Source organism: Lentzea indica (genome assembly GCF_012184385.1).
Classification (GTDB): domain Bacteria; phylum Actinomycetota; class Actinomycetes; order Mycobacteriales; family Pseudonocardiaceae; genus Lentzea; species Lentzea indica.
This window is the reverse complement of sequence record NZ_VSRL01000168.1, coordinates 1-19,104: the sequence shown is the minus strand read 5'-3', so window position 1 is coordinate 19,104 and position 19,104 is coordinate 1. Positions and strand designations below refer to the sequence as shown.

17 protein-coding genes and 1 tRNA gene are annotated in these 19,104 nt (G+C 66.8%); 8 read left to right on the top strand and 10 right to left on the bottom strand.

The genetic code is table 11. The features are described 5' to 3' along the window. From FXN61_RS33620 to FXN61_RS33605, 4 genes are all read left to right on the top strand, one after another. Nucleotides 1-336 (top strand): hypothetical protein (locus FXN61_RS33620; protein WP_223165698.1); only part of this gene is annotated, 336 nt, incomplete at its 5' end. Between the two features lie 50 nt (nt 337-386). Beyond that, entirely contained in the window at nt 387-2,102 is a 1,716-nt protein-coding gene (locus FXN61_RS33615; protein ID WP_223165697.1) for a hypothetical protein, read from the top strand. Nucleotides 2,103-2,385: 283 nt separating this feature from the next. Beyond that, nucleotides 2,386-2,598: a helix-turn-helix domain-containing protein gene (locus FXN61_RS33610; protein WP_167977987.1), complete on the top strand. Its 213-nt coding sequence runs from the start codon at nt 2,386-2,388 to the stop codon at nt 2,596-2,598. A 23-nt stretch (nt 2,599-2,621) separates the two neighbouring features. Beyond that, on the top strand, nt 2,622-3,758 hold the full coding sequence (locus FXN61_RS33605; protein ID WP_167977986.1) for a tyrosine-type recombinase/integrase: 1,137 nt from the start codon (nt 2,622-2,624) through the stop codon (nt 3,756-3,758). Nucleotides 3,759-3,813: 55 nt separating this feature from the next. On the opposite strand, the gene FXN61_RS33600 is transcribed toward FXN61_RS33605, so the two are convergent. From FXN61_RS33600 to FXN61_RS33590, 3 genes are all read right to left on the bottom strand, one after another. Beyond that, nucleotides 3,814-3,888, bottom strand: a tRNA-Val gene (locus FXN61_RS33600). Nucleotides 3,889-3,923: 35 nt separating this feature from the next. Continuing rightward, complete coding sequence (locus FXN61_RS33595; protein WP_167977985.1) at nt 3,924-4,388, bottom strand: peroxiredoxin; 465 nt, start codon at nt 4,386-4,388, stop codon at nt 3,924-3,926. A gap of 83 nt (nt 4,389-4,471) precedes the next feature. Continuing rightward, nucleotides 4,472-4,903: a DUF3052 domain-containing protein gene (locus FXN61_RS33590; protein WP_112263631.1), complete on the bottom strand. Its 432-nt coding sequence runs from the start codon at nt 4,901-4,903 to the stop codon at nt 4,472-4,474. A gap of 320 nt (nt 4,904-5,223) precedes the next feature. Here FXN61_RS33590 and aceE point away from each other — a divergent pair, with 320 nt between their 5' ends. Then, nucleotides 5,224-7,983, top strand: a complete 2,760-nt coding sequence (gene aceE / locus FXN61_RS33585; protein WP_167977984.1) for a pyruvate dehydrogenase (acetyl-transferring), homodimeric type — start codon at nt 5,224-5,226, stop codon at nt 7,981-7,983. 65 nt (nt 7,984-8,048) lie between these two features. On the opposite strand, the gene FXN61_RS33580 is transcribed toward aceE, so the two are convergent. The 3 genes from FXN61_RS33580 to pnuC all read right to left on the bottom strand — a co-directional run bounded on the left by FXN61_RS33580 (nt 8,049) and on the right by pnuC (nt 11,222). Then, complete coding sequence (locus FXN61_RS33580) at nt 8,049-9,296, bottom strand: hypothetical protein (RefSeq protein ID WP_167977983.1); 1,248 nt, start codon at nt 9,294-9,296, stop codon at nt 8,049-8,051. Between the two features lie 136 nt (nt 9,297-9,432). Beyond that, nucleotides 9,433-10,602 (bottom strand): M14 family zinc carboxypeptidase, encoded by a 1,170-nt coding sequence (locus tag FXN61_RS33575; RefSeq protein ID WP_167977982.1) that lies wholly within the window; start codon nt 10,600-10,602, stop codon nt 9,433-9,435. Between the two features lie 17 nt (nt 10,603-10,619). Beyond that, nucleotides 10,620-11,222 carry a nicotinamide riboside transporter PnuC gene (gene pnuC / locus FXN61_RS33570; protein ID WP_167977981.1) on the bottom strand — a complete coding sequence of 201 codons (603 nt, stop codon included), beginning with the start codon at nt 11,220-11,222 and terminating at the stop codon, nt 10,620-10,622. A 55-nt stretch (nt 11,223-11,277) separates the two neighbouring features. Between pnuC and FXN61_RS33565 the strand changes: the two genes are divergently transcribed. From FXN61_RS33565 to FXN61_RS33555, 3 genes are all read left to right on the top strand, one after another. Continuing rightward, complete coding sequence (locus tag FXN61_RS33565; protein ID WP_167977980.1) at nt 11,278-12,366, top strand: phytase; 1,089 nt, start codon at nt 11,278-11,280, stop codon at nt 12,364-12,366. 142 nt (nt 12,367-12,508) lie between these two features. Next, nucleotides 12,509-13,702, top strand: coding sequence for an RNA-guided endonuclease InsQ/TnpB family protein (locus FXN61_RS33560; RefSeq protein WP_167977979.1), 1,194 nt, complete (start codon nt 12,509-12,511; stop codon nt 13,700-13,702). 115 nt (nt 13,703-13,817) lie between these two features. Continuing rightward, complete coding sequence (locus FXN61_RS33555; RefSeq protein WP_167977978.1) at nt 13,818-14,807, top strand: winged helix DNA-binding domain-containing protein; 990 nt, start codon at nt 13,818-13,820, stop codon at nt 14,805-14,807. Here the strand turns inward: FXN61_RS33555 and rfbB are convergent. The 4 genes from rfbB to FXN61_RS33535 form a co-directional block, all read right to left on the bottom strand. Beyond that, nucleotides 14,797-15,771, bottom strand: coding sequence for a dTDP-glucose 4,6-dehydratase (rfbB, locus tag FXN61_RS33550; RefSeq protein WP_167977977.1), 975 nt, complete (start codon nt 15,769-15,771; stop codon nt 14,797-14,799). The two genes, FXN61_RS33555 and rfbB, sit on opposite strands and share 11 nt — an antisense overlap. After that, nucleotides 15,768-16,823 carry a glucose-1-phosphate thymidylyltransferase gene (locus tag FXN61_RS33545; protein ID WP_167977976.1) on the bottom strand — a complete coding sequence of 352 codons (1,056 nt, stop codon included), beginning with the start codon at nt 16,821-16,823 and terminating at the stop codon, nt 15,768-15,770. The genes rfbB and FXN61_RS33545 overlap by 4 nt, the downstream gene beginning before the upstream one ends. A gap of 126 nt (nt 16,824-16,949) precedes the next feature. Beyond that, nucleotides 16,950-17,723 carry a mechanosensitive ion channel family protein gene (locus FXN61_RS33540; protein ID WP_167977975.1) on the bottom strand — a complete coding sequence of 258 codons (774 nt, stop codon included), beginning with the start codon at nt 17,721-17,723 and terminating at the stop codon, nt 16,950-16,952. 218 nt (nt 17,724-17,941) lie between these two features. Next, nucleotides 17,942-18,952 (bottom strand): alpha/beta hydrolase, encoded by a 1,011-nt coding sequence (locus tag FXN61_RS33535; RefSeq protein ID WP_246292328.1) that lies wholly within the window; start codon nt 18,950-18,952, stop codon nt 17,942-17,944. Between the last annotated feature and the right edge of the window lie 152 nt (nt 18,953-19,104).

Here is a 19,104-nt window from a genome sequence, read left to right as displayed (position 1 = left end):
ACCACCACCGCCCCGGCCGCGACCAGGCCAGCCGCAGCCGTGCCCGTGGTTGACGCGCAGACCGGCCCGGCCCGCTACGCCGCCGGTGCGTTGCGGTCTGCGTGCGCGGAGCTAGCGGTGATGGAGCCCGACACCGGCCGCAACCGCAAGCTGTTCCGCTCGACCACGCGCCTGGCGGGTATGGCGCAGGCCGGATGGATCGACCGCACGGTGGTCGAGGCCGCTCTCACCGACGCGGCCCGTCACGCCGGACTCCCGGCCGCAGAGATCCGCTACGTCCTGGCTTCCGGGTTCGGCCGCCCGCTTCCTGCCCCCGACATCCGGAGCGCCGCGTGAGCCTGATCCGCACCACCAGCACCACCCCAGAGAGGAAGGAGGACCCGCCGATGACCACCCCGAACCTCACCGACGCAGACGAGATCACCGCCCTCATGAACAACACCAGCACCACCGACGTGTCGGCGGGACAGCCCGCCGAGAAGCCGGCCATCCAGATCGGCGGGGAGGCCGAGACCATCAGGGCCTTGACCTCCGCGCTGGGCAACGGCGCGCTGCCCGACGTCTACGTCTGCGGCGGGCAGCTGGTGCACCTGTCGCGGGTGTCGGGCAAGGCCGCCAGCGCTGCGGAGCACGCCCACCAGATCGACGCCGGGGCGCTGCCTGTGCAGGCCGATCCGATCACCTCGCCGTCGCTGGCGTGGCTGCTCGCGCACCACGCGTTCGTGTTCCGCCGCAAGAAGAACAAGGACACCGAGCAGTGGGAGGAGGTGGAGGCCAGCCCCACCAAAGCCGCACTGTCCGCGGTGCTGTCGAGCCGGTACTGGCCCGACGTGCGCCCGCTAGTGGGTGTGGTGACCTCGCCGGTGCTGCGCCCGGACGGCACCCTCTTGCAGACCGCCGGATACGACACCGGAACCGGCCTGTACTACGCGCCCACCGTGGCGATGCCGGCCATTCCCGCGCAACCGTCCAAAGAGGAGGTCAGCGAGGCACTGGAGTTCGTGACAAGCACGCTGCTGCGGGACTTCCCGTTCGTCGCCCCGGCTGACAAGGCCAACCACATCGGCCTGATGATCGCGCCCATCCTGCGGCCCTACCTCGGGTGCCTGACCCCGTTCGGCCTGATCTCTGCCACCACGCAAAGCTCCGGTAAGACGCTGCTGGCGGAGATCCCCGGCTACATCTACGGACTCAAGCACCTGGTGTGGCGCAACAACGACGAGAACGAGCTACAGAAGTCCATCACCAGCGCCCTGCACAGCACCGCCGCGGTGATGCTGTGGGACAACCTCGCTGAGGGAACCGAGGTGTCCTCCGCGGTGCTGGCGAAGCTGCTCACCGGCCCGAAGTGGGACGACCGCAACCTTGGCTCCAACAGCGCCGGGTTCGAGGCAGTCAACGATCGGCTGTGGTTGGCCACGGGCAACAACGTCCGGCTGGGCGGGGACATGGCCACCCGCACCGCCCTGGTGCGCCTGGACCCCAACGACCCGCACCCCGACCAGCGCGACCAAACCGGGTTCGGCATCCCGCACCTGGACCAATGGCTCAAGAAGCCGGCCAACCGCGTCACCGTGCTGCGGCACCTGCTCATCCTCGTCATGGACTGGATCAACGCCGGTGCGCCCCGCTCCGGGCACACCATGCGCCAGTTCAGCACCTGGGCGGGCGCGGCCGGCGGATTCCTCGCCCACCACGGCGTAGACGGGTTCCTCGACAACCTGGCGGAGATGCGCGAGGCGGACGACGAGAACACCGCATGGACGGCGTTCCTCGCCCGCTGGCACGAACTGCACGGTGACACCGAACTCAGGGCACGGGTGCTGTGCCACAGCGCCGAACCTGAGCTCAAGGGTGGTCAGCTCGTGGACCGCTGGGACGGCACGTTCCTCACCGACGAACGCGACCGCATCCCCTCCTCCAAGAGCATGGGCAAGCTGCTCACCGGCCACATCGGACGCTGGCACGGCCCGCACGTCCTGCGCAGCAAGCACGACAAGAGCGCCAACTCCCTCGTGTTCTGGGTCGAGACCAACACCGAACCCGACCAGGCCGAGCACGACCAGACGCCAGCCGACGAGCAACAGACCACGCTGATCTAGCCGCGACTAGCAGGGCCACCCCCGGCCCGCCGAGACCGGGTTTAGACCCGCCACCGGGTTTCAACCGGGTTTGCACCGGGTTTAGCCCCGCGCCAAACCCGGCCCACATCACCGCAGCTCACAGCCCTGCTACGCCACAGTTCCGGGTTTCCGGGTTTCCCGCACCGATCCCCGCACACCCGCCCTCGCGCACTGCCCCGCACCTCTTCTCGCCCGGACGGCTCGAACCGCCAACCACGCACCGCCCGGACACGCACACCACCTCACAGAACGGAAACCAGCCATGGCCGAAAAAGCCACTCCTACCAATCCGCTACCGCTGCTATTGAAAGTCGAAGAGGCCGCACGCCTGCTCAATATCGGGCGGACCCGCGTCTTTGACCTCCTCCGGACAGGCCAACTGAGGTCCGTAAAAATCTTCGGCGCTCGCCGGGTTCCACTCACGTCGATCCACTCGTACATCGAAACTCTTCTCCAGGAACCGGAGGCCGCCTGATGGCTGGTCGCGCAGCAAATGGAATGGGCACGATCGTCAAGCGCAAAGACGGCCGGTATCAGGCAGCCGTGTACGTGCTCACCTCCAATGGTGAAAGCAAGCGCAAATACGTCTATGGGTCGACGTGGGAGGAGGCGAACAACAAGCGTGTTGAGATGCTCGACAACAACCGGAAGGGCGTGCCGTCGATCTCATCGAGCATGAAGCTTGATGAGTACCTCACCTGGTGGCTCGAAGAGGTCATCAAGGTCGAGCGTGGAGAGTCGACCTACTCAGGGTACGAGATCGTTGTGCGCCGCTACATCAAGCCACATCTGGGCACCAAGAAGCTGAATGCACTCACTCCGACGCACGTACGGCAGTTCATCGCCAAACTCCGCAAGGCGAAGACCGTTCTTGGCGAGCCGCTGTCAGACAGGTACGTCCAGAATGTCTTTGAAACCTTGCGTAGCGCACTCACCACGGCAGTGCGTGAGGAACTGATCGGCCGCAATGTCGCGAAGCTGGTGGAGACCCCACAGCGAGGGACCTTTGAGGTAGATCCGATGTCCGAAGCGGCAGCCCGCAAATTCGTGAAGGCCGCCACTGGCCACTGGTTGTACGCGCTGTGGCTGATCCTCATTACGACCGGCCTCCGCAAAGGTGAGGTGCTTGGGCTCGCCTGGTCGGACGTGGACCTTGAAATCGGCGCATTCAAGGTCCGCAGGACAGTGCAACGAGTCCGAGGCAAGTTGCTTTTTGGGAAAACGAAGACGAAGAAGTCCACTAGGACGCTCTACCTTGGCCGCGTATGCCTGGCTGCTCTGGCCAAGCACCGTGAGGAGACTGCAAAGCGTCGCGGATCACAACTCAACCTTGCCCCTGGCCAGCCGAGTGACCTGATCTTCGTCACCGCTTCGGGACGTGTGGTCGAACCCCGGAACGTCAACACGATGCTCCGGCGCCTGCTGAAGAGGGCTGACCTCGAAGCGGCACGCGTGCATGACCTTCGCCACACGGCGGCAACGCTGCTGCTGATGGACGGAGCCACGATCAGGGAGGTGATGGAGCAGCTCGGCCACGCATCGATCTCGACCACGGCGAACATCTACGGCCACGTACTGGACGAGGCGAAACGGCGGCTGGCAGCCCGGATGGACCGGCTTTCAGACCCCAACTGATGTCAACCGGTGATGTCAACGGCGCCTCCAAAGCTCTTGGAGGCGCCGTTTTGGCTGGTGGGCGCGACAGGGATCGAACCTGCGACCGCTCGGGTGTAAACCGAGTGCTCTTCCGCTGAGCTACACGCCCTGAAACCCACACCGCGAAGGGCATGGGCACCTACATCATGCCTTGAGAGAGGCTACGGCCTTCTTCCAGGCGTCCTGATCCCGGGCTTCACCCGGCGCGTTGACCTCAGTGAACCGGACGACGCCGTCCACGTCGATCAGGAACGTGCCACGCAGCGCCATGCCGACGGCCTCGTTGAACACGCCGTAGGACTGGGCGACGGCGCCGTGCGGCCAGAAGTCGGACAGCAGCGGGAACTGGTAGCCCTCCTGGTTCGCCCACGCCTTCAGTGCGAACGGCGAGTCCACGGACACACCCAGCACCTGGACGTTCTCGTCCTCGTAGGTCGCGAGTTCGTCCCGCAGCTGGCAAAGCTCACCGTTGCAGATGCCGCTGAACGCGAACGGGTAGAAGACCAGGAGCACGTTCTTCGAACCGCGGAACGACGACAACGTCACAGGCTGCTTGTTGTAGTCGTTGAGCGTGAAGTCCGGGGCTTCCGAACCGACCTCGACCGCCATGAAACAGACCCCTCCGGTTGACGAAGACGAACCACGGGCGAGATGCACGCCCGTGGATCAACCCTATGTCAGCCGGACTTGGCTCAGCGCTTGGCCTTGGTGGATTTTGGCCACACCAGGCGGGTTCCCGCCCAGTCGTCGGCGACGCTGATGTTCGAGGTCTGAGACAGGCCCGCGGTCGGGACGGCCTCTGCGATGTCGCTCGGCTCCACGTGGCCGGGGCGGCCGGTCTTCGGGGTGAGAACCCAGATCACGCCGTCCTCGGCGAGCACGCCGGTAGCTTCGAGCAAGGCGTCCACCAGGTCACCGTCGTCCTCCCGCCACCAGAGCAGCACGATGCTCACAGTTTCGTCGGCATCCTCGTCGAGGAGGTCGCCCCCGATCTGCTCCTCGACTGCGGCACGGAGGTTGTCGTCGACGTCCTCGTCCCAGCCGAGTTCCTGGACGACCATGCCCGATTCGATCCCGAGCTTCTCGGCGACGCCGATCTTGCCGGCGTCTTCCGCGGCGACCACGGTTTTCACTCCTCCAACTACGCAAGAGCGACAGCCCTAAGACTGCCGCCAGAGTCCGTTACTCGCGCTAGCGAACACTGTCGGCTACCTCCGGCGCAACTGTTGACCACGTGACACGCCGTAACAGGGACCCCTGTGGAGATCCCTAGACCGGCAGGGGGCATGCTCTACATACCTCTTATCGCGCGCGCGTGAGCGACACGATCCAGAACTACCGATCAGTAGCGGTGACGAAGTCGTCGCGCAAGGACAACGATAGGAGCGCGTGGCACGGTTTCCGGGCCAACGCGAGGTACCGCCAACGAAGCCGAGGAGACACCTTGAGCCCGCAGAACACCGGCCCCGAGCGGGTGCGTGTCATTCGCGACGGTCTGGCAGCCCACCTGCCGGACATCGACCCCGAAGAGACGTCCGAGTGGCTCGAGTCGTTCGACGAGGTGCTCAAGGGCGGCGGGCAGCAGCGGGCGCGTTATCTCATGCTCCGTCTGCTCGAGCGTGCGCGTGAGAACCACGTGGGCATGCCCGCGCTGACCAGCACTGACTACGTCAACACCATCCCCACCGAGCGGGAGCCGTGGTTCCCCGGTGACGAGGAGGTGGAGCGCCGCTACCGCGCGTGGATCCGGTGGAACGCCGCGATGACGGTGCACCGCGCGCAGCGTCCCGGCGTGGGTGTCGGTGGCCACATTTCGACGTACGCGTCCAGCGCATCGCTTTACGAGGTCGGCTTCAACCACTTCTTCCGCGGCAAGAACCACCCCGGCGGCGGCGACCAGGTCTTCATCCAGGGCCACGCCTCCCCCGGTGTGTACGCCCGCGCGTTCCTCGAGGGCCGGCTGTCCGAGCACCAGCTCGACGGCTTCCGCCAGGAGTACTCGCACGCCGGTCCGGGTGGCGGTCTGCCGTCGTACCCGCACCCGCGCCTGATGCCGGACTTCTGGGAGTTCCCCACGGTCTCCATGGGCATCGGCCCGATGAACGCGATCTACCAGGCGCGGTTCAACCGCTACCTGCGTGACCGCGGCTTCAAGGACACGTCCGACCAGCACGTGTGGGCGTTCCTCGGCGACGGCGAGATGGACGAGCCGGAGTCGCGCGGCTTGCTCCAGCTCGCGGCGAACGAGCAGCTGGACAACCTGACGTTCGTGGTCAACTGCAACCTGCAGCGCCTCGACGGCCCGGTGCGCGGTAATGGCAAGATCATCCAGGAGCTGGAGTCGTTCTTCCGCGGTGCCGGCTGGAACGTCATCAAGGTCGTCTGGGGCCGCGAGTGGGACACGCTGCTGCACGCGGACCGCGACGGCGCGCTCGTGAACCTCATGAACGCCACGCCCGACGGCGACTACCAGACCTACAAGGCGAACGACGGCGCGTACATCAAGGAGCACTTCTTCGGCCGCGACCCGCGGACGAAGGCGCTCGTCGACGCCATGAGCGACGACGAGGTGTGGAACCTCAAGCGCGGCGGCCACGACTACCGCAAGGTCTACGCGGCCTACAAGGCGGCGACCGAGACCGTCGGCCAGCCGACCGTGATCCTCGCCAAGACCATCAAGGGCTACTCGCTCGGCCCGCACTTCGCGGCCCGCAACGCGACGCACCAGATGAAGAAGATGACCCTGGACGACCTGAAGGGCTTCCGGGACAGCCTGCGCATCCCGATCTCGGACGCGCAGCTCGAGGCCGACCCGTACCTGCCGCCGTACTACCACCCCGGCCAGGACAGCCAGGAGATCCAGTACATGCTGGAGCGCCGCCGTCAGCTGGGTGGTTTCGTGCCGGAGCGCCGCACGAAGGCCAAGGCGCTGGTGCTGCCGGGCGACAAGGTCTACGACGGCATCAAGCGCGGCTCCGGCAAGCAGGAGGTCGCCACGACGATGGCGTTCGTCCGGCTCGTCCGCGACCTCGCGAAGGACCCGGAGATCGGCCCGCGCATCGTGCCGATCATCCCGGACGAGGCACGGACGTTCGGCATGGACTCCATGTTCCCGACGCAGAAGATCTACAACCCGAACGGCCAGGCGTACACGTCGGTGGACGCCGGTCTGATGCTCGCCTACAAGGAGAGCGAGCAGGGCCAGATCCTGCACGAAGGCATCAACGAGGCGGGTTCCACGGCGTCGTTCACGGCGGTCGGCACGTCCTACGCCACGCAGGGCGAGCCGATGATCCCGATCTACATCTTCTACTCGATGTTCGGCTTCCAGCGCACGGGCGACGGCCTGTGGGCGGCGGCGGACCAGATGGCGCGCGGCTTCGTGCTGGGCGCCACCGCGGGCCGCACCACGCTGACCGGTGAGGGCCTGCAGCACGCGGACGGCCACTCGCTGCTGCTGGCGCACACGAACCCGGCCGTGGTCGCCTACGACCCGGCGTGGTCCTTCGAGGTGGCGCACATCGTCAAGGACGGTCTGCGGAGGATGTACGGCGAGAACGCCGAGAACATCTTCTACTACATGACGGTCTACAACGAGCCGTACGTTCAGCCGGCCGAGCCGGAGAACCTGGACGTGGAAGGCCTCCTGCGCGGCCTCTACAAGTACCAGGACGGCCCCGCGACCGGTGGCCCGCGTGCCCAGATCCTCGGCTCCGGCGTGGGCCTCCCGTGGGCGCTGAAGGCCCAGAAGCTCCTGGCCGACGAGTGGGGCGTCTCCGCCGACGTGTGGTCCGCCACGTCGTACTCGGAGCTGCGCCGCGACGCCGTCGACACCGACCGCCACAACCTGCTGCACCCGGACGCCGAGCCGCGCGTGCCGTACGTGACGCAGGTGCTGTCGGACGTCCAGGGCCCGGTCGTCGCCGTCTCCGACTGGATGTCGGCGATCCCGGACCTGATCCGCCCGTACGTCCCGACCGACATGACGACCCTGGGCACGGACGGCTTCGGCTTCTCCGACACCCGCCCGGCCGCCCGCCGCCACTTCCTGGTGGACGCGGAGTCCGTCGTCGTCGCCACGCTGGCCGCCCTGGCCAAGCGCGGCGAGGTCGGCCAGGACAAGGTCGTCGAGGCGGCCCGCAAGTACCGCATCGACGACGTGCAGGCCGCCGGTCCGTCCACGTCGGACGCGGGCCTGGCGTAGCTCTCAGGGACCTTTGAGGGGCCGTTCCGCTTCAGCGGGGCGGCCCCTCAACCGCATCTCAGTGCTCATTCGTCGCTGATGTCCCCGTTGGGCGCAGTCGGGTCGTACCCGAAATGTGCGGCCAGGTCCCGCAGGTTGGAATCGGTGTCCTGGAAGTCGTCGAAGACGACGATCTTCGGGTGGCGATCCGGCAGCCTCCGGAACGAGCAGTTCGTCACCAAGCCGGTCGACACCTCCAGAGCATCGTTGACAACGGTGCCTTGGAAGTCGTTCTCCATGATCATGACGACTGTGCAGTCACCGCTGCGCAGCACCAGGTCACGATCGAACCGGGACTTGAAGAATCCCAGGTTTGGCATGACGCAGTTGCTCAGATCAACCTCGCCGCGGAAGTGACACGTGGTCACAGCGAACAAGCGTTCAGCCCTGACTCCCGAGAGATCCAGCTTCGATTCGAAGACGCAGCTGATCAAAGCGAAACCATCGGAGAAAACGGAATCGGCGAACGTCGCTTGGCCGTGAAACCGTGCACCTCCGACCGCCGCGTGCTCCGCCACCCGGAGACGGGAGAAGTCCGCGATCCCGTGCACGACCATGTCCTCACACTTCAGGCTGCGGACAGCGAGCATTCGGAGGATCGGGTCGACCAGCTTCGTGCGCGACAGGTCCAGATCGATGTTCGGCCAGCGCTTGCTCCCCACCGCTCGTTGGTCGGGATCGCCGAGGTGGGCCCAGAGCATGCTCTGGATGGTGCGGCGAACCTCCAGCTCGGCGCGCCCCTCGACGTTGTCCGGTGCCGCTGGACGAGCGCGTTTCCCGCGGTCGGCCGGTGGTTCGAACGGCAGGCGGAGATAGGAGCAGAAGACGTCGACCACGGTCTGCCGGTGCCCGGCGTGCTCCTGCGCGAGTCGCTCGAGCGAGTAGATCGCGCCGAGCCGCACCGCCGCCTTCTCATGACCGAGCTGTTCGATCGCTTTGCTGTATTGATCGGTGATCCGGCGCTCCGTGCTGTCGATCACCGTGATCTCAGACACCTCGCGCTGCAGCTTGAGCGTCTGCTCGGCCGACCGCTGACGCCTTGTCGCCAGCCAGAGCGCGAACAGACCACCGGTGCCGACCCCGACGCTGAGGCCGATCCGCACCACGTCGAGCAGTCCGCCCAGGCGTTGCGGGTCGGCGCGGTAAGACAGCTGCGCGAGGAAGGCGGTCAGCCCGATCGTGATGCCCAAGGCGACCACCGCCCACAGGAACACCACGGACGGGCGCAAGACCGGGTCCACCGGCTTCGAGGCGGGCTGAGAGATCAGCTTCACCTGTCCAGCGTGCCGGTTCCGCGACACCGCAGTCGCGACTCGAAAAGGGCCTTAGCAATGAGTCTTTTGACGGCGAAGTCAAAAGACTCATTGCTAAGGCCCTGGTCAGGCGAGCCGATATATCAGTTGAGCAGGATCAGCACTGGGCGACGGGCTGGGCACGGAGCAGAGGCTCGTCCGCTCGGGCGTCCAACAAGAGCGGGATCAGAGGGCGGGCCTCCTGCTTCAAAGGCACGATGCGGTCGCCGCCCCGCAGGTACTGGGACTTGATGCCGTGCAGAGCGAGCTCGTCCTGGAAGTCGCGGTACTGGGCACCGGTGAGCACGTAGCCGCACGGCGGGGTCGCCAGGACGTCCTCGGGGGCCGGCGCCTGGTTGTCGGCGCCACCGAAGTACACCGGGCCGGTGCGGCGGGCTCGCGACTGGGCGGTGGCGGTCTCGATGGCCGTGCGCTTCTCGCGGACGAACGACTGGGTGCCGTCGAGGCCGAGGAGCTGGGACTCGACGCGGTAGGCGGGTGTGCCGTCGGCGTTGGTCTCCACCAGGAGTCCCGTGGCGTGCTTGAGGCCGCTCGTGTTGCGGAGGATGCGTTCCTGGTGGTCGCCGGCCACCTGACGGATCGGTTCGCCGGTCACCGGGTCCACGTGGATGCCGTAGACGCCGGAGGTGCGACCGCCGGCCTCGACGGCAGTTCGCACATACGACCGCGACAACGTTTCCGACAGGTCGTGGACGCCGGAAGCGACGTTGAGGTTGCGGGGCCAGAGCCAGAGGAAGTCCTTCACGTAGTACGGCGGGGTGGGGCCGAACTCGTGGAGGTCGTGGATGACGTCGGGCTTCCAGTCGCGGATCACCAAGGCCATCGCGCGGGCCTCGGCGGTGCGGAGCAGCAGGTGGTCGCGGTTGATGTCGATACCGGCGGAGTTGCCGCGGGTGTTCGCGGCGCGGCCGTCGGGGTTGGCGTTCGGGACGAAGAGGTAGGTGACGCCGGCAGCACGTGGCAGCTGACGCATGCGGATGAGGCACGCCTCGCGGCCCGCGGGCTCGTCGCCGTGCTGCGAGCAGATGAACAGCACGACGGTGCGGGCCGACGCGGGGCCGACGCGGACGAGCTGGATCGGGCGGCCCTGGGCGGACACTCCGATCTGGGTGACCGGGAGGCCCGTAGCGCGCAGGTAGGCCTGTTCCTCGGACTCGGTGGTCCACTTGCCGGTGAGTTCGAATCCGGTGCGCAAAGGCTCAGAAGCGGCAGCCGGAACGGGAACCAGCAACGAAGCAGCAGCCAGTAATGCGATCAGTCCCCTCATAGAGGAGACTTTGCCGTCTATGTCAACCGCCGGGCCGTGCGGTTCCAGTCGATGTAACCGTGGATCACCAGGCCCGCGAAGATCGTGTACACGAACGCGCTGAAGTACAGGCCGGACTGGATCTGCAGCGGTACGCCCACGAAGTCGACGACGAGCCACACCAGCCAGAACTCCACCAGGCCGAGGCCCTGCAGCGAGAAGGCCAGGATGGTGCCGACGAAGATCGCGGCGTCCGGCCACGGTGCCCACGAGGCGTTCAACCAGTCGAGCACCAACGCGAACGCGACCGTGCCAAGAACGAAAACACCGGCCACTGCAAGACGTTCCCGCCCGGAGCCCTTGCGCACCACCACACCGAAGACCGGGTCACGGCGCCGCACCCAGGCGTACCAGCCGTAGACGGCGATCAGGCCCACGACGACCTGCCGGGTGGCCAATCCGCCGAGGTGGGCGGAGATGTAGACGGTGAACAGCAAAGCCACGGACACCAGCTGAACAGGCCAGGTCAAGAGCGAACGGCGTTGCGCGAGGAACACCACCGCGAGCGCCAGCACCTGCCCGACCAGCTCCGTGTACGCGATCTTCTGACCGAAGATCGTCAATCCCAACTCGTACCACACGGCTTGTTCCCCCGCGGTTCAGTCGCCGTACACCGGTGTTTCCTACGGTCCCACCATGTCATCTTCCTTAGCACTGGCGCTCGTGCCTTTGTTCCTCACCGCGCCTGCGACGCCGGTCATCACACCGACGGTGATCACGCAGACGTTCGAGGAGCCTGCGGACGCCGACGACCCGGCCATCTGGGTGAACCCGCGCAACACCGAACGCAGTGTGGTTCTGGGCACAATCAAGGAAGGCGGCCTGGCGGCGTTCGACCTGAACGGCCGCACGATCGGCGTGCACCCGGCGCCGCAGCCACCCACGCCGGATGCGAAGCCCGGCCGCTTCAACAACGTCGACGTCCTCGGCGATCTGGCGTTCGTCAGCGACCGCGGGCGTGACCGCGTCCGGGTGTTCCAAGTGGACGAGCGCGGCGTCAAGGACGTCACGGACCCCGCGACCAAGCCGGTGTTCTCGAAGACCGAGGCGGAGGTCGACGACCAGCACAACGTCTACGGTCTGGCCGCCGGGCGAATCAGCAGCACCGACGTCGTCGTCACCAGCCGGCGCAACGAGACCAGCATCGCGCTCCTCCAGGTTCAGAAGGGCAGGACGTACGACACCAAGAAGGTGTCCACTCTGGACCTTCCGGACACCTTCACGCTCCCGAACGGCCAGAAGTGGACGGTGTGCGGTGAGCCCGGCGAGGGCCCGCAGGTCGAGGGCATGGTGATCGACGAGAAGACCCGGACGCTGTACGCGGCGCAGGAGGACGTCGGCATCTGGCGCATCCCGTTGCGCGCGAACGGGTTCGGCAAGCCGCAGCTGGTCGACAAGGTCCGCACGTTCGGCGCGCCGCAGAAGTACAACCCGGACACCGAAGAGTGCGAACCGGACGGCCAGAACCCCGGCTTCGGCGGCAAGTGGCTCGAAGCCGACGCCGAGGGCCTGACGATCGCGGACGACGTGCTGCTCGCGTCCAGCCAGGGCGACTCGCGGTTCGTCGCGTACCGCAAGGCCGACATGAAGCCGCTCAAGGACTTCAAGGTCAAGGACGTCGAGCACTCCGACGGCGCCGACATCGTCCTCGGCAAGCTGAACCTGCTCGTCGTCCACGACGGAGAACGCCCGAACGGCACCGGATTCGCGTTCATCAGGTTCTAAGTCGGAGGACCCCGTCCTTCAGGGCGGGGAGGAATCGGACCCCTGCGGAGCAGGGCAGGGACAGCCGTGTCGCCTCCAGGGCGACACGGCGTCCACGACCCACCCACGCGGGGCCACACAACGACTTGGTAGTTTGTGAACGGTGAAAGGGCAGGTGAAGCGGGCGTTCCGATACCGCTTCTATCCGAGCGAGGCGCAGACAGTGGAGTTGTCGCGCACGTTCGGGTGTGTCCGCAAGGTGTACAACCTGGCGTTGCAGGCCCGTACGGAGGCGTGGGCGCAGCGCGGGGAGCGGGTCGGCTACGAGGCCACGTCGGCGCTGCTGACCGCGTGGAAGCGCACCGAGGAGCTGGCGTTCCTGGCCGAGGTGTCGGCGGTGCCGCTGCAGCAGGCGTTGCGGCATCTGCAGACCGCGTTCGGCCACTTCTTCGCGAAACGTGCCCGGTTTCCGCGGTTCAAGTCGCGGAAGAAGTCGCGTGCCAGCGCGGAGTACACGCGGTCGGCGTTCCGCTGGCGCGACGGCACGTTGACGCTGGCCAAGATGGCCGAGCCGCTGGACATCCGCTGGTCCCGGCCACTGCCCGAGGGCGCGGTGCCCTCGACGGTGACCGTGTCGCGGGACCCGGCCGGGCGCTGGTTCGTGTCCCTGCTGTGCGAAGACCCCGGCGTGACACCGTTGCCCGCCACCGATTCGGTGCTGGGCATCGATGTCGGTCTCGACCATCTGCTGGTTCTCTCGACCGGGGAGAAGATCGGCAATCCCCGGCACGAACGGCGGGACCGGACGGCGCTGGCGAAGGCGCAGCGGGCGTTGTGCCTCAAGCAGAAGGGCAGCAACAACCGGGCCAAGGCCCGCATCAGGGTCGCCCGTGTCCATGCCCGGATCGCCGACCGGCGTACCGACCACTTGCACAAGATCACCACTCGGCTCGTGCGTGAAACCCAAACGCTCGTGATCGAGGACCTGGCCGTGTCGAACATGCTCGGCAACCAGTGCCTGGCCCGCGCGATCGGTGATGCGGGCTGGCGGCAGTTCCGGCAGCAGCTGGAATACAAAGCGGACTGGTACGGGCGGGACGTGATCGTGGTGAATCGCTGGTTCCCGTCGTCCAAGCTGTGCTCGGTCTGCGGCGCGCTCGCGGCGGCGATGCCGTTGCGCGTGCGTACGTGGACGTGTGGCTGCGGTGCGACCCATGACCAGGACGTGAACGCGGCACGCAACATTCTGGCCGCCGGGCTGGCGGTGACAGTCTGTGGAGCCGGTGTAAGACCTCAACGGAACACTCCGGGCGGGCGGTCGGTGACGAAGCAGAAAACCCTGCGGCGCGAGCCGTAGGACTCCTCCTCGTTCACGAGGGAGAGGAAGTCAACAGGTTCTAACCTGTCCCCATGGGACCCCGAGCCGGACGCTGAGCCAGAACGAGCTCAACCGGGCGCTGATCGAACGCCAGATGCTGCGCGAGCGCGCTGACGAAAGCGCGCTCGCCACCATCGAGCACCTCTTCGGCATCCAGGCGCAGGAACCGAAGTCGCCCTACGTCGGCCTCTGGACCCGTGTCCGGAACTTCCGGCCGCAGGAGCTCGAAGACCTCCTGACCAACAGGGAAGCCGTCCGGATCCTGCTGATGCGCGGCACGATCCACCTGGTCAGCGCTCGGGACGCGCTCGGACTCCGGCCCCACACCCAGCTCAGGCTCGACCGCGAGCTGCAGAGCGGACCCTTCGCGAGCCGGCTGAGAGGACTCGACCTCGACGAGGTCGCCGAAGCCGGCCGCAAGATCCTCGAAGACACCCCGCAGGGCACCGCGGAGGCCGGCAAGCAGCTCAAGGAACGCTGGCCGGACCGCGAGCACACCGTCCTCGGCAACGCCCTGCGCAACAAGCTCGCGCTCGTCCAGCTCCCGCCGCGCGGCCTGTGGCACAAGAGCGGCCGCGCGGTCTGCACGACCGTCGAGAACTGGCTCGGGCAGCCACAGCAGGCGATGCCCAGGGAAGAGCTGGTCCTGCGCTATCTCAAGGCGTTCGGGCCGTCGACCGTGATGGACGCCCAGCAGTGGTCCGGTCTCACCAAGCTCGGGGAAGTGTTCGAAGGCCTGCGGCCCCAGCTCGTGACCTTCCGCAACGATGCCGGCAAGGAGCTCTTCGACCTGCCGGAGGCACCCCGGCCGCACCCGGACACGCCGGTCCCCGTGCGGCTTCTGCCCGAGTTCGACAACATCCTGCTGGCACACGCCGACCGCCGCAGGGTCATCGCGGACGACCGCCTGGGCGTGGTCGTCGGCGGCAAGCCCACGGTCCTCGTCGACGGCTACGTCGTCGCGACGTGGTCTGTCGACAAGCAGAAGAACATCACCGTCGACTACATCGACAAGCTGCCGTCGAGCAGGCAGAAGGCGGTCGCCGAGGAATGCGACCGCCTTCGGGCCTGGATCAGGACGTGAAGTCCCGCAACGGCTTCCACCAGGCGGGGTGGTCGCGGTACCAGGCGACGGTGTCCGCCAGTCCCTGCTCGAACGACACCAGCGGCTCGTAACCGAGCTCGGACCGGATCTTCGTATCGTTCAGCGCGTACCGCTGGTCGTGCCCCAGCCGGTCGGCCACCCGCTTGACCAGCGCGGGTCCCGCGCTGCACAGGTCCAGCAGGGCGTGCGTGATCTGCAGGTTGGTGCGCTCGTTGCCGCCGCCGACGTTGTAGATCTCGCCGGCCCGTCCCGACGTGAGCACCAGCTGAATCGCACGGCAGTGGTCGGACACGTGCAGCCACTCCCGCACGTTCGACCCGTCCCCGTACAACGGCACCTGAAGACCGTTGAACAGGTTCGTGATGAACAACGGGATCAGCTTCTCCGGATGCTGGTACGGCCCGTAGTTGTTGGAGCAGCGCGTGATCGACACGTCCATCCCGTGCGTCCGCCAGTACGCGCGGGCGATCAGGTCACTGGACGCCTTCGAGGCGGCATACGGAGAGTTCGGCTGCAACGGCCAGGTCTCCGTCCAGGCGCCCTCGTCGATCGACCCGTACACCTCGTCGGTGGACACGTGCACCACACGGGACACCCCAGCTCGGCGGCAGGCTTCGAGCAACATCTGCGTGCCCATGACGTTGGTGCGCACGAAGTCCGCGGCCGCCGTCAGCGAACGGTCCACATGGGACTCTGCCGCGAAGTGAACCACCGCGTCGTGGCCGGGCAGCAGCTCCAGCAACAGCTCCAGGTCGCAGATGTCGCCTTCCACTAACGACATCCGCGAATGTTCGACGGGCAGGTTCGCGCGGTTCCCCGCGTACGTCAGCTTGTCCAGCACGGTGACATGTGCGTCCTCGTAGCCCGCGTATCCACCGTCGAGCATCGTGCGGACGTAGTGCGAGCCGATGAACCCGGCCGCCCCCGTGACCAGCAGCTTCACGCCGCCACCTCCACATGCGCGTCGTCACCGACGACCAGCCGGTGCTGCTTCGCCGAGCCCACACGGGCCTTGCGCCCGATCAACGATGTTTCGATGCCGGAGACGTTGTGAACGAAGGCACCCGACAGCACGATCGAGTCGGACACCCCGGACTCGGTGATCCGGCAGTCCGCGCCGATCGCCGTGTACGGCCCCACGATCGACTCCTCGACCAGGGTCCCCGCGCCGATGATCGCGGGCCCGACGATGCACGACCGCACGACGCGCGCGCCCTCCTCGACCACGACCTCGCCGATGAGCGAGCTCTCCTCGTCGACGACGCCCTGGATGTCCGTGGTCAGCCTCATCAGCAGCTCGCGGTTGCACTCCAGCACGTCCTCGACCTTCCCGGTGTCCTTCCAGAACCCCGAGTAGATCCGCGCCCGCACGTCGCGCTCGTGGGTCACCAGCCACTGCAACGCGTCGGTGATCTCCAGCTCGCCTCGCCACGACGGCTCGATCGCGTCCACGGCCTGGTGGATCAGCGGGGTGAAGAAGTACACGCCGATCATGGCGAGATCGCTGCGCGGCTCCTGCGGTTTCTCCACCAGCCGCGTCACGCGCGAGTTCTCGTCCACCTCCGCGACACCGAACGCGCGCGGGTCCGGCACCTTGTAGACGACGACCTGTGCGGACGGCCGCACCGCCGCGAACTCGTCCGCGATCTCGGAGATGCCCTCGACGAGCATGTTGTCGCCCAGGTACATCACGAAGTCGTCGTCGCCGAGGAACGGCCGCGCGATCTTCACGCAGTGCGCGAGCCCCAGCGGTGCGTGCTGCGGGATGTACGTGATCGCCACGCCCAGCGCGGACCCGTCGCCCAGCACGTCGGAGATCTCGTGACCGCGATCGCCGACGATGATGCCGATCTCGGTGACCCCGATGTCGCGCAGGTTTCCCACCACGTACTCGAGCACCGGCTTGTTGGCGATCGGGATGAGTTGTTTCGGCATCGAATAACTGAAAGGTCGTAGGCGTGTTCCCGCGCCTCCGGACAGCACCAGGGCTTTCATGGAACGTCTCCTCCACTGACTGTCACGTGGGACCGAGGTTCCCCGCCCGTGGTGGACCGCAACTGGAGAACGGCCTAAACACGAAGAAGGGGCCCTGCGCACAGGGCCCCTTCCGCGAGATGAGAACTACTTCTCAGGCATCGGCATGCCCGACGGCGGCGTCGGAGCGTCGTCGGCACGGCCACCGACCGTGGAGGGCACGTCCTGGGACGCGCGCGGCATCGGCGACCGGGTGGCCGCCGCCTCGTCCTGCATGCGGTTCAGCCAGCCCTCCCACCGCGCCTGCATCGGGCGGACCAGACCGCCGCCCACACCGATGATGATCACGCCGGCGACCGTGCCGAGCACGGCGATCAGCACCGGCATGGTCACCGAGATCGCGATGCCGAGCTGGTTGAGCGCGGCGATGACGCCCAGCGCCATGACGAAGCCGTAGGTGATGTTGCCCATGATCTTCGTGTACGAGCGCTGCCCCAGCGCACCGGTCACGAGACCCTTCAAAGCGGTGCCGATCGCGGACGCGACGATCACGAGCACCATGGCCACGACGATGCGAGGCAGGTACGCGATGACCTCGTTGAGCAGCGTGCTGACCGGGTTCGACGCGCCGAACACGCCGAACGCCAGCTGCAGCGCGATCAGCAGCACGAAGTAGTACACGATCTTGGCGATCAGGCCGGTCGCGTCCATGCGCGACTGCTTCATCGCGTTGTTCAGGCCGGACTTGTCGACGAGCTTCTCGAAGCCGACCCGCTTGAGCAGGAACTGAACGCCCTTGGCGAGCGCCTTGGCGATGAACCAGCCGATGACGAGAACGAGCAGGAAGCCGAGCAGCTTCGGCACGAACGTGGCCACCATCGCCCACGCCTGGCCCAGGCCCTCGGTGATTTGCGAGCCCACGGGCCCTCCTAGAACAAAGTTGCGGTGAGTGAAGATCCGGCCAGTTGATCGTTTCGCGGATCACACCGCTCAGCAACTTCGACACTGTGACACGAAAGGGTGGCTGACGTGGATTTTTGTCTCAATACGGTCCAGAGTGGAACCACCGGTGGGGACCGGGGAGAGGGAAGCGCCCGCCACGCTCCGTGGTGGGCGCTTCCACATTTCCCAGAGAATCCCTACGGCCGGCCGGCGCTCAGGCCGCGACCGTCGAGGTACCCCTGAATCCGATCTTGCGACAACGCCGGCGCGGCGCCGCCCTGTCCGTCCTTCGGCACGTCCGGCCGCGGTTCACCGGTGCACTCCGAACTGCTGCCCGGCAGCGGCCCTTCGATCAGGTACCGGTTGACCTTCTCGTCGACGCACTTGTTGCCGCCGTTGTAGATGCCGTGCTTGCCCTCGTCGACGACGGTGATCAGGTTGTGCCCCAGCCGCTCCGCCATTGCCGGTCCGCTCGCGTACTGGGTCTGCGTGTCACCTTCCGACTGCACGACAACGCCGACCGGATAACCGTTGCGGCCGATCTTCACCGGCGGCTCCGGCGGCGTGAACGAGCGGAACGTGCACGTCATGGGCGCGGCCCGCATGATGCCGAAGCCGAACGGGTAGCGCTCGCGGAACGTGCGCATGTCCTCGTAGTAGACGTGCAGGTCGGTGGGCCAGTCCGACTCGCAGGTGACGGTGTCGAACACGCCGGACCGCAGCTCCTGCAGACCGGTCTTGGCGAGCACCTCCCCCGCCTTGGCGCCCTCGGTGTTCTCCGGCTTCTCCCCCGACCGCAGCTTGATCACGATCGACGCGAGGTCCGACCACAGTGGACGGTAACGCGCACTCACACCGACGGCGCCGTCGAAGGAGGAACGGTTGTGCTCACCGATCGGGGTGCCGTGCAGCTTCGCGGCGACCTTCTCGACCTCGGCGATCACCTCGTCCCGCGACTTGCCCAGCGCGAACTTCTCGTTGCGCTCCCCCACCCACGACGCCCACGCCTCGACACCACGCCGGTACGCCACGGCCTGCTGGCGGAACTGCTCGTGCCAGATCCACTCGGGGTGCACGGCGGAGTCGAGCACGCTGCGGTCGAGCCGGTTCGGGAACAGCGTCCCGTACACCGCGCCCAGGTACGTGCCGTAGGAGTAACCGAGATAGTTGATCTTCTGCTCGCCCAGCACGGCCCGCACGACGTCCATGTCGCGCGCGGTGTTCGCGGTGCTGATGAACTGCCGGATCCCGCCGGCCGACTGCTCCGCTGACCGCTACATCGCCTGGGTCAGCGGAGCGAACGACCACCTCGGCTGAACCAGGAGGATCAGCTCGCGAGGGCCTCACGCAGGAACGCGCT

Coding starts and splice junctions, on each gene's coding strand:
- FXN61_RS33555 (WP_167977978.1), top strand. CDS start 13,818: ATGCTGCGCGAGCGCGCTGACGAAAGCGCGCTCGCCACCATCGAGCAC.
- FXN61_RS33595 (WP_167977985.1), bottom strand. CDS start 4,388: ATGGCGGTCGAGGTCGGTTCGGAAGCCCCGGACTTCACGCTCAACGAC.
- FXN61_RS33575 (WP_167977982.1), bottom strand. CDS start 10,602: ATGAGGGGACTGATCGCATTACTGGCTGCTGCTTCGTTGCTGGTTCCC.
- FXN61_RS33535 (WP_246292328.1), bottom strand. CDS start 18,952: ATGGACGTCGTGCGGGCCGTGCTGGGCGAGCAGAAGATCAACTATCTC.
- FXN61_RS33610 (WP_167977987.1), top strand. CDS start 2,386: ATGGCCGAAAAAGCCACTCCTACCAATCCGCTACCGCTGCTATTGAAA.
- FXN61_RS33565 (WP_167977980.1), top strand. CDS start 11,278: ATGTCATCTTCCTTAGCACTGGCGCTCGTGCCTTTGTTCCTCACCGCG.
- FXN61_RS33615 (WP_223165697.1), top strand. CDS start 387: ATGACCACCCCGAACCTCACCGACGCAGACGAGATCACCGCCCTCATG.
- FXN61_RS33605 (WP_167977986.1), top strand. CDS start 2,622: ATGGGCACGATCGTCAAGCGCAAAGACGGCCGGTATCAGGCAGCCGTG.
- FXN61_RS33545 (WP_167977976.1), bottom strand. CDS start 16,823: ATGAAAGCCCTGGTGCTGTCCGGAGGCGCGGGAACACGCCTACGACCT.